Below are 12,692 nucleotides of genomic sequence, written 5' to 3'. Positions count from 1 at the left end.
CCACTACAGTCCCAGGAATGCCGGACATGGTGCAGCCCCAGGTCAAGTTGATCGCGTGGACCCAATTCGCGGCCCCGGACGACGTGCCGTGGTCGACCGACGCGGAGGGTGGCCAGGCGCTCGCCGAGTTCGCCGGCCGGGCCTGCTACCAGTCGTGGAAGAAGCCGAACCCGGCGACCGCCACCAACGCCGGCTACCTGGCACACATCCTCGAAGTGGGCCACCTGAGCGTGCTGGAGCACGGGTCGGTCACCTTCTACTTCACCGGGGTGTCCCGCTCCTTCACCCACGAGCTGATCCGGCACCGGCACTTCTCGTACTCCCAGCTGTCCCAGCGCTACGTCCCGGAGCGGGACGCGGCCATGGTCGAGCCGGCGGTCATCGCCGACGACCCGGAGCTGCACAAGAAGTTCGTGGAGGCCGCCGAGGCGAGCGTTCGGGCGTACACCGAATTGCTGGAGGGCCTCGAGCAGCGCTTCTCCGACGAGCCGAACCCGACGCTGCGCCGCAAGCAGGCCCGGCAGGCGGCCCGGGCGGTGCTGCCCAACGCCACCGAGACCCGGATCGTGGTCACCGGCAACTACCGCGCCTGGCGGCACTTCATCGCGATGCGGGCCACCGAGCACGCCGATGTGGAGATCCGTGAGCTGGCCGTGGAGTGCCTGCGCCAGCTTCAGAGTGTCGCCCCGAACGTGTTCGCCGACTTCGTGATCTCCACGCTGCCGGACGGCACCGAAGTGGCGGCCAGCCCGCACGAGGCGTCCTGAGCCCTTCCCCGGCGGGCCCCGGCTGGTCGTCCGCTAGGTTGGAGGGTATGACGCACGACCACCCCGACGCCGCGGCCCGACCGGCGTCCCGCCCCTTCGGCCGGCTGCTCACCGCCATGGTGAGCCCGTTCACCCCCGACGGTGCCCTCGATCTCGACGGTGCCGCCCGGCTGGCGAGCTACCTGGTCGACGAGCAGGGCAACGACGCGCTGGTGGTCAACGGCACCACCGGCGAGTCGCCGACCACCACCGAGGCGGAGAAGGAACACCTGATCCGGGCCGTGGTGGAGGCCGTCGGTGACCGCGCCAAGGTGATCGCGGGCGTCGGCACCAACGACACCCGGCACACCATCGAGCTGGCCGCCGCCGCCGAGAAGGCCGGTGCGCACGGCCTGCTGGTGGTCACCCCGTACTACAACAAGCCGCCGCAGAGCGGGTTGCTGCGACACTTCACCGCGGTGGCCGACGCCACCGGCCTGCCGGTGATGCTGTACGACATCCCGCACCGCTCGGGCGTGCCGATCGACACCGAGACGCTGGTCCGGCTCGCCGAACACGGCCGGATCGTCGCGGTCAAGGACGCCAAGGGCGACCTGACCGCAGCCAGCTGGGTCACCAGCCGCACCGCCCTCGCCTTCTACAGCGGCGAGGACGCTCTCACCCTGCCGGCGCTGGCCGTCGGCTGTGTGGGCCTGGTCGGCACCTCGACGCACTTCACCGGGGCGCTGACCGCACAGATGATCGAGGCGTACGACGCGGGGGACATGCCGACCGCGCTGGCCCTGCACCGGCGACTGCTGCCGCTGTTCACCGGCATCTTCCGTACCCAGGGCACCATCCTGGTGAAGGCGGGCCTGGCGTCGCTGGGCCTGCCGGCCGGCCCGGTGCGACCCCCGCTCGTGGACGCCACCGACGACGAGATCGCCCAGCTGCGCGCGGACTTCGCGGCAGCGGGCCTGGAGCTGCCCGAATGATCGAACGACACGATGGGCGCCGAGTGACGGCGTCGCAGAATGAGGTGGACGCGTGACCGAGGCGCACATCGAGGCGGAACTACCCCCGCCGCTGCCGGAAGGTGGCCTGCGGATCATCCCGCTGGGCGGGCTCGGCGCCATCGGTCGGAACATGACCGTCTTCGAGTACGACGGCAAGTTGCTGATCGTCGACTGCGGGGTCCTGTTCCCCGACGTCGAGCAGCCAGGTGTGGATCTGATCCTGCCCGACTTCGGTCCGATCCTGGACCGGCTGGCCGACGTGCAGGCGATCGTGCTGACGCACGGTCACGAGGACCACATCGGCGCGGTGCCCTACCTGCTCGCCCACAAGCCCGACATCCCGCTGGTCGGCTCACAGTTCACCCTCGCCCTGGTCGAGGCGAAGCTGGCCGAGCGGCGGATCCAGCCGTACACGCTTACCGTGCGGGAGGGCGGCCGCGAGCGGCTCGGCCCGTTCGAGTGTGAGTTCTTCGCGGTCAACCACTCGATCCCGGACGCCCTCGCGGTGGCCATCCGGACCCCCGCCGGCCTGGTGCTGCACACCGGCGACTTCAAGATGGACCAGCTTCCGCTGGACGGCCGGATCACCGACCTGGCCGGCTTCGCCCGGCTCGGCGCCGAAGGCGTCGACCTGCTGCTGTCCGACTCCACCAACGCGGAGATCCCCGGCTTCGTCACCCCGGAGCGGGAGATCGGGCCGGTGCTCGACTCGATCTTCGCGAAGGCCAAGGGTCGGATCATCGTCGCCTCGTTCGCCTCGCACGTGCACCGTGTGCAGCAGGTCTTCGACTCCGCCGCCGAGCACGGCCGCAAGGTCGCGCTGATCGGCCGGTCGATGGTCCGCAACATGGGCATCGCCCGGGACCTCGGCCTGCTCAACATCCCGGCCGGCCTGGTCATCAGCATCGACGAGGCGACCACGCTGCCGCCGGATGAGATCGTGCTGATGTCCACCGGTTCCCAGGGTGAGCCGATGAGCGCGCTGGGCCGGATGGCCAGCGGCGACCACCGGCACATCACCATCGCTCCCGGTGACACCGTCGTGCTGGCCTCGTCGCTGGTGCCGGGCAACGAGACCTCGGTCTACCGGGTGATCAACCGGCTCGCTCGGGCCGGCGCGGTGGTCGTGCACAAGGACGTGGCCAAGGTGCACGTCTCCGGGCACGCCCCCGCCGGGGAGCTGCTCTACCTGCTCAACGTGGTCCGGCCCAGCAACCTGATGCCGGTGCACGGCGAGTGGCGTCACCTTCGTGCCCACGCCCGACTCGGCATCGAGTCCGGGGTCGCCGCCGACCGGGTGGTGATCTGCGAGGACGGCGACGTCGTCGACCTGGTCGAGGGCCGCGCCAGCGTGGTGGGGCACGTGAAGAGCCGGTACGTCTACGTGGACGGCCTCGCCGTCGGTGACGTCAGCGAGTCGCTGCTCACCGAACGACGGATCCTCGGTGACGGGGGCTTCATCGCCACCACCGTCGTGGTCGACTCGGTCACCGGCAAGGTGGTCGCCGGTCCGACGCTCTCCGCGAAGGGCTTCTCCGAGGACCCGGAGGCGTTCAATCCGGTGGTCCCGCTGGTCACCGAGGCGCTCAACCGGGCCGCGGCGGACGGCATCACCGACCCGCACCAGCTTCAGCAGATCGTCCGGCGGACCGTGGGGCGGTGGGTCAACGACAAGTACCGTCGTCGGCCGATGATCGTGCCCACCGTCGTCGAGGTCTGACACGCGTGACCGGGCCGGTCGCCGACATCCCCCGTGGATGTCGGTGGCCGGCCCGGCTCGTTCAGGAGGTGTTCCGGCTCAGCCCCGCAACAGTCGCCGCCGCAGCACCAGCAGCCCGACCCCGAGGGCCAGCAGGGCTGCTCCGATGAGGCCAAGCGTGCTGCCGGAGACGCCGGTGCGGGGCAGTTGCGCCGCGTCCGGGGTGGACGTGGTCGCGGTGGCGGTCGGGGTCGGCGTGGCGGTCGGACCGGCCGATGGTGGCGGGGTGGCGTCGCCGGCACCCGATCCGCCCGCGCCGCTCAGGCGCAGCGTCAGCGCGGTGTCCTTGTTGGTGTAGCGGTTGGCGGGGGCGAGCGACAGCTTCACGGTCTTCGTGCCCCCGGTGACCGTCAGCCGTACGTCGAAGCTGTCAGTGGCGCCGTCGGCGAGCCCGCTCGGCCGCAGGATCTCGCAGCCCACGCCGACCATCCGGCCGGTGTCCGAGCACGCCGGCGCGGCAACCCGCACCCCGGTCGGGGTGGTGATGACGATCGCGTAGCCGCCGATGTCGAAGGTGCCGGTGTTGGTGACCCGCACCCGCACCGTCGTCGTCGCGTTGACGACCGGGCCAGCGGTGGCCCGCAACCGCAGGGAGGTGCGGTCCGGCCAGTTGATCCGGAAGTCGGAGAACTCATCGGTGACCCCGGCGGCGTCCCGGCCGGCGACGGAACCCCACGCCTGCACCCCGAAGACCGGCTCTGCAGCCGTCGAGGCCACCACCAGCCGGTACACCCGCTCACCCCCGGCCGGCAGTTCCGCACCGCCGCAGACCCAGGTACGCGGCGTGCCCTGGACGGTCCGGCAGTCCCCCAAGGTCAGGTCGGCGTTGCGCGGTAGGCGCAGCACGAAGAAGCCCTTCGCGGCCGTGCTGCCCGGGTTCTTGACGGTGACCTCCAGCGGGCCGGACGGCGACCAGGGGTCCTTGCCGAGGAAGACGATGTCGCCCCGAGCGGTGATCGTGGGGGCGGCTTTCGGGCTGGGCGAGGCGGCCGGCGCGGCGACGGCCGGCCCGGCGAGGGTGGGCGCGAGAAGCAGGGCGGCGGCGAGGAGGCCGGAGGCGAACAGGCGGTTCATGGTGACTCCCGGGGTGCGCGGTCGGTGATGGCCGTAGCACATCGACCCGGCGCCTCCGGTTGCGTGCTGTCGGATGTCGCACAGTCGTGCCCCGGAGCGCAACCATCCGCCCTGTCCGCGACTCAGGGGAGCGCTGCGACCGCCTCGGCGTAGGCGACGCCGGTGGCGATGGCGGCGTCCATCAGGACCCGCAGCTGTGCCGGGGCGACCCCGTGCGTCAGGTCCGTGGCCACGTCGCCGGCCAGCACCAACTCGTCGCCGAGGTCGTGCGCGTACGCCTTGGGCAGCAGCCGGTCGTGGTTCCACGCGTTGCAGAAGGCGTACGCCTCGGCGCGGCGGAACGCCGGCAGCCGGCGGTCGGCCATGGCACGGGCGTGCAGCACCTCACCGCGTTCACCGGCCCGCCGGAACTGGATCACCGCACCTTCCCAGTGCCCGACCACCGTCTCGCCCTCGTCCATCAGGTACGGGTCGCCGCGCCCGTCCAGTACCGCGGTGATCATGCCGAGGGACAACGCGGACAACTCCCGCTCACCCAACCCGGGCTCGTCGTCGAACCGCTCGGCGTCGGGCTCGTCGAGCCCGTCCGGGTCATCGTCGGTGGGCAGCGAAACCGGTGCCGCGAGCGGGCGCTCGGCCAGCCAGGCGGCGATCCGTCCGGAGTGGTGGCCGGTGCCGTTGCGCGCGTCGAAGCTGCCGGCCAGGTCGCTGGCGACCCCGAGCAGCAGCGCCCCGAGGGCGGCGACGTCCGGCTCGCTGGCCGTCCGCTCGCCGTACGCCGGGCGGGGCATCGTCCGCCCGCCGAGCCCGGCCTCGACGGCCAGCCCGCAGACCAGCGCCCCGGCGGCGGCGAACTCCATGGCGGCGAGGTCGTCGGTCGGCCGGTCCAACCGGGGCAGTTGCTCGGCCAGGATGGTCAGCCCGCGTTCCAGGTGCCCGCCCAACGCGCAGAACCGCAGGTGCGCGGCGAGGTGCGGGAACGCCGCGCGCTCGCCCCGGTGCCGGCGGTACGCCCGCACGTGTGCCGCCGCCGCCCGTTGCGGCTCGCCGGTGCGCAGTGCGGGCAGCAGACCGGCGACCAGGTCCCGTTCGGGCTGGTCGGTGCAGGCCTGTGGGTCGTCGTCGGATCCGGCGAGCTCGGTGAGTGCGGCGGTCCACTCGCCCCAGCCGGTGAGTAGCTCGGCGCGTCGGGCCGAGGCGCAGCCCGGGCAGCCGCCGGCCGGGCCGGGCCGCTTTCCGGACCATCGCTCGTACCAGTGTCGGGCGGTGGGCTCGTCGCCCAGGTGATCGGCGATCCGGCAGTGTAGCTCCGCGACGGTCGGGGTGTCCGGGCCATCCGTGCCGACCCGGTGGGCCAGGTCGTGCAGCAGCGACCGGGTCTGGTCCAGCCCGACCCGGGGGGTGCCGAGCAGCGCCTCCACCGCGTACCGCTGGTAGCGCAGCAGCAGCCCGGCCTCCGTGTTGGTGAGTAGGTCGGGCCGGTGGTCGGCGGCGGCCCGGCAGCGTCGGACCGGCTCGACCAGACGCCACCGCTCCCCGTGCAGCAGGTACGCCTCGATCAGCGCGAACCGCGCGTCCACCCCGGACCGGACGTCGCCGGCCGCGTCGGCACGCTCGGCGAGCCGTTCCAGGGCCACCTGCCGGGCCGGGCCGTCGGGGAGGTCCCGAGCGTCGGCGAGCGCGGCCTCCAGCGCCGCTACGCGACCCGGCGTCGGGCGGTCACCAGAGCCGGCGGGTGGCGTGCCGGTACGGCTGCCGGTGAACTCGTCCCGGCCGGTCACGACGGCACCGCGCCGGGCAGCCGACGGACCGCCACGGCCAGGTGGCAGCCGGTGGAGATGCCGCAGTCGAGCAGTTGGTCGAGCTGGTGTGGGGTCACGCCGCGTTCCAGGTCGGTGATCACCTCTCCGTACACCCGGGCCCGACCGTCGTCGTCGACGTGCACGAACGCCTTGGGCCAGAGCCGGTCATGGTTCCAGGAGTTGCAGAACGCGTAGAGGTCGGGCACCCGTTCGATGCCGAAGGTCGGATCGACCATGGTGCGGATCTGGAGCAGCTCTCCGTCCCCGCCGACGCGGAGGAACCAGATCATGTTGTCGTCGAAGTGGCCCATCAGCTCGCCGTCGGGGGTCAGGCCGACGGACCGGCCGCGGGCAGCGAGCACCGCGGCGACCAGTTCGCCGGTCAGCGGACGCAGTGCGCCGGGGTGCCCGGCCAGCGGGTCGTCCGGATCGCCCTCGACTTCCGGCGACGCCATGGGGCATCCCTTCTGAGGCGGATATCACGACCGGCGGTGGGGTTCGTGTTACGACGCGCGGACACGACCCGGAAAAGCGGGGATCTACCCGGCCCCACCGTTACCGTGACTCTATGGCGGGCCGTACCTCTCAGGCGAGCCGGCGACGCGGCGCGTCGCCGCGCGGTGGCACTAACAGTCGTGCCCGTCAACCGGCGAAGAAGACCCGGGCACCGGTCCGACGTCGCACCACACCGCCCCGGCCCGGCCCGGCCGTCTACGTGGGCCGCGCGGTCGGTGCACTGTGGATGGGGCTGGCACACGGCATGGGCTGGGCGGTGCGCGCCGCCGGCCGCCAGGCCGCGTCGGCCCGTGACCTCGACCCGGAGCACCGTCGCGATGGTGCCGGACTGCTGTTGTTCGGGCTGTCCCTGCTCACCGCCGTGGCGCTCTGGTTCTCCGGAGCGGGCCCGGTCGGTGCGCGACTGGCCGACTCGATCCGGCTCTTCCTGGGCGCGATCTCGGTGGTCGTGCCGGTGCTGCTGTCGATCGGGGCGTGGCGGCTGATGCGTCAGCCGGCGGACCCGGAACACCGGGGCCGCGGGTTGATCGGCTGGGGCTCACTGCTCGTGTCGACCGCCGCGCTGCTCCAGATCGGCCAGGATCCGGCGGACACGCTGGAGCGTGACTTCGCGGGCGGCCTGGTCGGCGCGGGCGTCGGCGGGCTGCTGGAGCGGGCGGTGACGGCCTGGGTGGCGGTGCCGCTGCTGATCCTGCTGCTGCTCTTCGGTCTGCTCGTGGTGACCGCGACACCGATCAACAAGATCCCCGAGCGGCTCGGGCTGCTCGCCGGCGGGCTGGTCGCCGCACCGGAGGCCGACGAGGAGGCCGACGAGCCGGCCGCCAAGCCGGCGCGCAAGCGACCGGCGAAGCGGATGCCCGCACCACTGGACCCGGACGACTTCGAGGACCTGGACGGCGCGGACCTCCAGGAGACCATGGTGCTGCCGCGCAAGTCTCCGCGAGTGCCGGCGAGCCGCAAGCCGGCGGTCGAGCCGCCGGAGCACTCGCCCGCCCCGACCCGGGCCGAGCAGCTCGCGTTGACCGGGCTGGCCGGGGACTACACCCTGCCGCCGGCCAACATGCTCAGCGCCGGTGCCGCTGCGAAGACCCGCAGCAAGGCCAACGACGAGGTGATCGCCGCGCTGACCGGCGTGTTCGACCAGTTCGATGTGGACGCCGCGGTCACCGGCTTCACCCGTGGCCCGACTGTCACCCGTTACGAGGTGGAGCTGGGGCACGGCGTCAAGGTCGAGCGGATCACCCAACTGTCCCGCAACATCGCGTACGCGGTGAAGTCGCCGGACGTGCGCATCCTCAGCCCGATCCCGGGCAAGAGCGCCGTCGGCGTGGAGATCCCGAACACCGACCCGGAGAACGTCGCCCTCGGTGACGTGTTGCGCTCACGAGCGGCGACAAGCGATCACCACCCGATGGTGGTGGCGCTCGGCAAGGACATCGAGGGCGGCTACGTGGTGGCCAACCTCGCGAAGATGCCTCACATTCTCATTGCCGGCGCTACTGGAGCCGGCAAGAGCTCGTGCCTGAACACTCTTCTTGTCTCGATCCTCACCCGGGCCACCCCGGACGAGGTGCGGCTGCTGCTGATCGACCCGAAGCGGGTCGAGATGACCGGCTACGAGGGCATCCCACACCTGGTCACCCCGATCGTGACAAACGCCAAGAAGGCGGCCGACTCGCTGGACTGGGTGGTCCGCGAGATGGACATGCGCTACGACGACCTCGCCGCCAACGGGGTGCGGCACATCGACGACTTCAACCGCAAGGTTCGCAACGGCGAGATCAAGGCCCCACCGGGCAGCGAACGTGAGATGCGTCCGTACCCGTACCTGTTGGTGATCGTGGACGAGCTGGCCGACCTGATGATGGTCGCGCCGCGCGACGTGGAGGACTCGGTCGTCCGGATCACCCAGCTGGCCCGGGCGGCGGGCATCCACCTGGTGCTGGCCACCCAGCGCCCCTCGGTCGACGTGGTGACCGGTCTGATCAAGGCCAACGTGCCGTCCCGGCTGGCGTTCGCCACCTCCTCCCTCGCGGACTCCCGGGTCATCCTCGACCAGCCAGGCGCGGAGAAGCTGCTCGGCCGGGGCGACGGGCTCTTCCTGCCAATGGGCGCCTCCAAGCCGGTGCGCATCCAGGGCGCCTGGGTCACCGAGCGCGAGATCGCCGACGTGGTGAAGTTCTGCAAGGACCAGCGCGAGCCGGAGTTCCGCAAGGACGTGCTGGCCCCGGCGCAGGAGAACAAGAAGAAGATCGACGAGGACATCGGCGACGACCTGGATCTGTTGGTGCAGGCGGTGGAGCTGGTGGTCACCTCGCAGTTCGGCTCGACCTCGATGCTCCAACGCAAGCTACGGGTCGGTTTCGCGAAGGCGGGCCGTCTGATGGACCTGATGGAGACCCGGGGCGTGGTCGGGCCGTCCGAGGGGTCGAAGGCACGCGATGTGCTGGTCAAGCCGGACGAGCTGGACGAGGTCCTGACCGGCCTCCGCGGCGACGTGGACTGACCGACAGCCTGGCCGACAGTTGACCCTGGACGCACGACGGGCCCGCCGGTAGCCGGCGGGCCCGTGCCGTGGGGGAGCGGTCAGTTGTTGATCAACGCGGCGAAGACCACCAGGCCGAGGATCGCGGCGACCACACTCGCCGCCGCGGCGTACCAGCCCAGGGGCTTGTCACCGAGCACCGCGCCGACGACGCCCGCGATGACGCCGAGCACGCCGAAGATGATCGGGTTGAGCAGCAGGGCGAGGACCGCGAAGACGAAGCCCACGATGGTGAGGATGCGGGCGGCGTTGCTGCGGGGACGGGCGGTGCTCGGCATGTCGGCCATGTCTTCCTCCGGGTGAGAGCCTGTCGTGACGGATCGATCACTACCCACTGTGGGCGCTGCTCACGCATGCCGACGGGGCACTCAGTGGAAGATCTTCAAACCGATCACGCCCGCGACCACCAGCAGGAGGCAGAGGATTCGGGGCAGGCTCGCCGACTCCCCGAGCACCAGCATCCCGACCAGCGCGGTGCCGACCGCGCCGATGCCCACCCAGACCGCGTAGCCGGTGCCGACGGGGATGTCCCGGAGCGCGTACGACAGCCCGGCCATGCTCAGGACCACTGTCACCACGAACACCACGGACGGGATCAGTCGGCTGAAACCGGCGCTGCGGTCCAGGGCGATCGCCCAGGCCGTCTCCAGCAGTCCTGAGATCACCAATACGAGCCAGGCCATCGTTCACCTCACGGAAAGCGCCCGGGGCTGCCGCGCCGGGACGAGTCGAGTTTGCACGTCACGCGGGGCGTCTTGGCCTGACCGGGTACGCCCACCACTCGTCCGGAGCGGCCACGAGCATCCGGGGCCACCGATGCCGACGCTAGCACCGGCTCGGGCGGCCTGGCGGTGACCACCGCCACGGTCGGTTGACCTCCACCTGACTTCAACTTGCAGTATCGCCACCATGACCATGCTCTACGCCGACCCCGAGGTTGCCGCCGCGCTGGACGCCGCCACCACGGTCGACGCCATGCGCGCCGCCCTTCTGGCCGCGTACGAGGGACGCCTCATCGCGCCGCCCCGGGCCGCCGCACCACTGAGCGGCGGGCGGATGGTGCTCACCGCCGGGCACCTGGTCGGCGAGTGGTACGGCTTCCGCTCGTACGACACCTTTGGTCACCCGCAGAGCGAGCAGTTGGTGGTGCTGCACGACGCCGGCACCGGGGCGATCCGGGCGGTCGCGGTCGGCGAGGAGTTGGGCTCCCGTCGTACCGGAGGGTTGGGCGGTCTCGCGGTCGACGCGCTGGCCCGTCCTGACGCCGCCACCCTCGGGGTGATCGGCTCCGGCAGGCAGGCGTGGACCCAGGTCTGGGCCGCCGCCGCGGTCCGTCCGTTGCGCGAGGTGGTGGTGCACAGCCGCTCGGCCGTGCGCCGGGACGCCTTCGCCGCTCGGGTCCGCAGCGAACTGGGCGTGCCAGCCCGCGCGGTCGCCGACGCGGGCTCGGCCGTCGCCGGGCGGGACGTGGTGGTGCTCGCCACCACCAGCCCGACCCCGGTCCTGCGCGCCGCCGACCTCAGCCCCGGCACACACGTCAACGCGGTCGGCTTCAAGCAGCGCGACCGCAGCGAGTTCGGCACAGACCTGCTGGACGTAGCCGGGGTGCTGGTCACCGATTCACCGGCCCAGGCGGCGGACTACCAGCCGCCGATGCTCGCGGCCACAACCCCGTACGCCGGGCGGTTGCGCGACCTGGGTGGCATCCTGGCCGGCGCGGTCCCCGGCCGGACCACCGTGGACCAGATCTCCGTCTTCTGCTCCACCGGCCTGGCCGGCACCGAGGTCTTCCTGCTCGACGCGCTGACCCGGGTGGGCGCCGCGTCGCGCTAGGCCGGGACGCCGTCGCGGACGGACTGGCCGAACAGTGGAGCGCCACCTGTGCGACCGGGCGGCCGTGGCGGCACCGCTAATCGATCATGCTGTGGGGGACCGCCGCGACGGGCCGGCGGAGCGACCCGAACATGAGGCGCCATGACCCTCGCCGCAGTGAACCTTTCCGACCCGGTCATCGAGATCGGCCTGCCGGCGGCGAGCCTGGCCGGCTGGGCGGTGATCTACGGGACCACCCTGCTGGCCTGCCGACCCGCCGTGGTGGCCCCGGGCCCCGCCGTCGGGGATCTCCCCGGTCAGGAGCCCCCAGCGGTGGTGAACCTGCTGACCAACCGGTGGCGGCAGACGGTCGACGCCGCCCAGTCCACCCTGCTCGACCTCGCCGCGCGCCGGTATCTGGAGCTGCGCCAGACCGGCCCGGATCCCCAAAACACCACGGCGCACCTCACCGGCCGCGCGCCCGACGACCTCAATGGGTACGAGCGCCAGGTCTACGACCGGGTGGCCGAGCGCGCGGTCGACGGTGTCGTCCCGCTGGCCGCGCTGAGCTTCTCCGACGCCGCTCGATTCACCGCCTGGTCCACCCGGCTGCGCCGAGCGGTGGTGGCCGACGCCCAACGGCTCGGGTTGTCCCGCCGCCGGGTCTCCCGCCCGCTAGTCGGCCTGCTCAGCCTGCTCGGCGCGGTCGCCGGCGGCGGGGTGGCGGCCGGATCCTGGCACTACGTGACCCGCTCTGGCGGGGACCGGTACGGCGCGGTCGCCGCCTTCTTCATCACCGCCATGGTGCTCATCGGCATCGCCCGCCGGGATCTGGGCGAGCGGGACACCCCCGCCGGGCGCGCCGCCGCCGCCCGCTGGCTGGGGCTGCGCGCCTGGCTCGCCGGGCACCAGGCCATCGGCGACCTGCCGCCCGCCGCCGTCCCGGCCGGAGACCGCCGCCTGGCGTACGGCAGTGCGCTCGGCCTCACTTCCTCTCTGACCACCTTCGGCGTGGCCGACCGCGAGCGGCTCTGGTCGTCGTACGGAGGTAGGTGGCGGCAGGTCAGCGTCAGCTACCCGGGCGGGCTCACCCGGTACCGGACACCGCTCGACCGGGCCGCCCCGGCCACGGTCACCGGGGAGGTGCTCTGGCACGAGGTCTGGACACGGCAGCCCTCGGACGACGGGCCGGGTAGACCGATCAACCACTACCTCGTCATCGACGACGGCCACGCCGACCAACTGCGCGCCTGGATCCTCCCGAACAAGATCGCGGACGAATGCCGGCTCGGTGACGTGGTGACCGCGCACGTCCGACCGTGGACCCGTCGGGTGCTCGGGGTGACCGTCCAGCGGGCCGCGCCGTCGCCCGCCGACGGGGGTGCCGCTGCCCAGGGTCGGTGACGAGGCGTACACCGGGCC

The 12,692-nt window shown here is 72.2% G+C and carries 11 protein-coding genes and 1 riboswitch; of the genes, 6 read left to right on the top strand and 5 right to left on the bottom strand.

The features are described 5' to 3' along the window. Nucleotides 1-26 precede the first annotated feature (26 nt). The 3 genes from thyX to IF46_RS0117660 are packed head-to-tail and all read left to right on the top strand — an operon-like array spanning nucleotide 27 to nucleotide 3,482. Complete coding sequence (gene thyX / locus IF46_RS0117670) at nucleotides 27-767, top strand: FAD-dependent thymidylate synthase (protein WP_030489461.1); 741 nt, start codon at nucleotides 27-29, stop codon at nucleotides 765-767. 47 nt (nucleotides 768-814) lie between these two features. Then, the gene (dapA, locus tag IF46_RS0117665) at nucleotides 815-1,741 is read left to right on the top strand and encodes a 4-hydroxy-tetrahydrodipicolinate synthase (protein ID WP_030489460.1); all 927 of its coding nucleotides are present in this window, start codon (nucleotides 815-817) and stop codon (nucleotides 1,739-1,741) included. Between the two features lie 52 nt (nucleotides 1,742-1,793). Next, nucleotides 1,794-3,482: a ribonuclease J gene (locus IF46_RS0117660; protein ID WP_030489459.1), complete on the top strand. Its 1,689-nt coding sequence runs from the start codon at nucleotides 1,794-1,796 to the stop codon at nucleotides 3,480-3,482. Nucleotides 3,483-3,560: 78 nt separating this feature from the next. Here the strand turns inward: IF46_RS0117660 and IF46_RS35210 are convergent, their stop codons facing one another. The 3 genes from IF46_RS35210 to IF46_RS0117645 form a co-directional block, all read right to left on the bottom strand. After that, nucleotides 3,561-4,595, bottom strand: coding sequence for an LPXTG cell wall anchor domain-containing protein (locus IF46_RS35210; RefSeq protein WP_030489458.1), 1,035 nt, complete (start codon nucleotides 4,593-4,595; stop codon nucleotides 3,561-3,563). Nucleotides 4,596-4,717: 122 nt separating this feature from the next. Beyond that, nucleotides 4,718-6,376, bottom strand: coding sequence for a YbjN domain-containing protein (locus IF46_RS0117650; RefSeq protein WP_084597944.1), 1,659 nt, complete (start codon nucleotides 6,374-6,376; stop codon nucleotides 4,718-4,720). Continuing rightward, nucleotides 6,373-6,852 (bottom strand): YbjN domain-containing protein, encoded by a 480-nt coding sequence (locus IF46_RS0117645; protein WP_030489456.1) that lies wholly within the window; start codon nucleotides 6,850-6,852, stop codon nucleotides 6,373-6,375. The genes IF46_RS0117650 and IF46_RS0117645 overlap by 4 nt, the downstream gene beginning before the upstream one ends. Before the next feature lie 113 nt (nucleotides 6,853-6,965). Between IF46_RS0117645 and IF46_RS0117640 the strand changes: the two genes are divergently transcribed. Continuing rightward, nucleotides 6,966-9,419 (top strand): FtsK/SpoIIIE family DNA translocase, encoded by a 2,454-nt coding sequence (locus tag IF46_RS0117640; protein WP_036392401.1) that lies wholly within the window; start codon nucleotides 6,966-6,968, stop codon nucleotides 9,417-9,419. An 80-nt stretch (nucleotides 9,420-9,499) separates the two neighbouring features. Here IF46_RS0117640 and IF46_RS0117635 read toward each other — a convergent pair whose 3' ends face one another. Both IF46_RS0117635 and sugE read right to left on the bottom strand, forming a co-directional pair. After that, on the bottom strand, nucleotides 9,500-9,745 hold the full coding sequence (locus IF46_RS0117635; protein ID WP_030489454.1) for a hypothetical protein: 246 nt from the start codon (nucleotides 9,743-9,745) through the stop codon (nucleotides 9,500-9,502). Between the two features lie 81 nt (nucleotides 9,746-9,826). Continuing rightward, the gene (sugE, locus tag IF46_RS0117630) at nucleotides 9,827-10,141 is read right to left on the bottom strand and encodes a quaternary ammonium compound efflux SMR transporter SugE (protein ID WP_030489453.1); all 315 of its coding nucleotides are present in this window, start codon (nucleotides 10,139-10,141) and stop codon (nucleotides 9,827-9,829) included. A 61-nt stretch (nucleotides 10,142-10,202) separates the two neighbouring features. Then, a riboswitch (guanidine-III (ykkC-III) riboswitch) is annotated at nucleotides 10,203-10,275 on the bottom strand. 92 nt (nucleotides 10,276-10,367) lie between these two features. Between sugE and IF46_RS0117625 the strand changes: the two genes are divergently transcribed. Both IF46_RS0117625 and IF46_RS0117620 read left to right on the top strand, forming a co-directional pair. Further along, nucleotides 10,368-11,291: an ornithine cyclodeaminase family protein gene (locus tag IF46_RS0117625; protein ID WP_030489452.1), complete on the top strand. Its 924-nt coding sequence runs from the start codon at nucleotides 10,368-10,370 to the stop codon at nucleotides 11,289-11,291. A gap of 141 nt (nucleotides 11,292-11,432) precedes the next feature. Next, nucleotides 11,433-12,674 carry a DUF2207 family protein gene (locus IF46_RS0117620; RefSeq protein WP_030489451.1) on the top strand — a complete coding sequence of 414 codons (1,242 nt, stop codon included), beginning with the start codon at nucleotides 11,433-11,435 and terminating at the stop codon, nucleotides 12,672-12,674. The last annotated feature ends 18 nt before the right edge of the window (nucleotides 12,675-12,692 follow it).

The organism is Micromonospora chokoriensis (assembly GCF_000718555.1).
GTDB classification, from domain to species: Bacteria; Actinomycetota; Actinomycetes; order Mycobacteriales; family Micromonosporaceae; genus Micromonospora; species Micromonospora chokoriensis_B.
The sequence above is the reverse complement of the archived record's forward strand: the minus strand, read 5'-3'. Positions and strand labels throughout refer to the sequence as shown.

Excerpts from the sequence above, each read along its gene's own strand:
- IF46_RS0117645 (WP_030489456.1), bottom strand. The coding sequence starts at position 6,852 with ATGGCGTCGCCGGAAGTCGAGGGCGATCCGGACGACCCGCTGGCCGGG.
- sugE (WP_030489453.1), bottom strand. The coding sequence starts at position 10,141 with ATGGCCTGGCTCGTATTGGTGATCTCAGGACTGCTGGAGACGGCCTGG.
- IF46_RS35210 (WP_030489458.1), bottom strand. The coding sequence starts at position 4,595 with ATGAACCGCCTGTTCGCCTCCGGCCTCCTCGCCGCCGCCCTGCTTCTC.
- IF46_RS0117635 (WP_030489454.1), bottom strand. The coding sequence starts at position 9,745 with ATGGCCGACATGCCGAGCACCGCCCGTCCCCGCAGCAACGCCGCCCGC.
- IF46_RS0117625 (WP_030489452.1), top strand. The coding sequence starts at position 10,368 with ATGACCATGCTCTACGCCGACCCCGAGGTTGCCGCCGCGCTGGACGCC.
- IF46_RS0117620 (WP_030489451.1), top strand. The coding sequence starts at position 11,433 with ATGACCCTCGCCGCAGTGAACCTTTCCGACCCGGTCATCGAGATCGGC.
- IF46_RS0117640 (WP_036392401.1), top strand. The coding sequence starts at position 6,966 with ATGGCGGGCCGTACCTCTCAGGCGAGCCGGCGACGCGGCGCGTCGCCG.
- thyX (WP_030489461.1), top strand. The coding sequence starts at position 27 with ATGGTGCAGCCCCAGGTCAAGTTGATCGCGTGGACCCAATTCGCGGCC.
- dapA (WP_030489460.1), top strand. The coding sequence starts at position 815 with ATGACGCACGACCACCCCGACGCCGCGGCCCGACCGGCGTCCCGCCCC.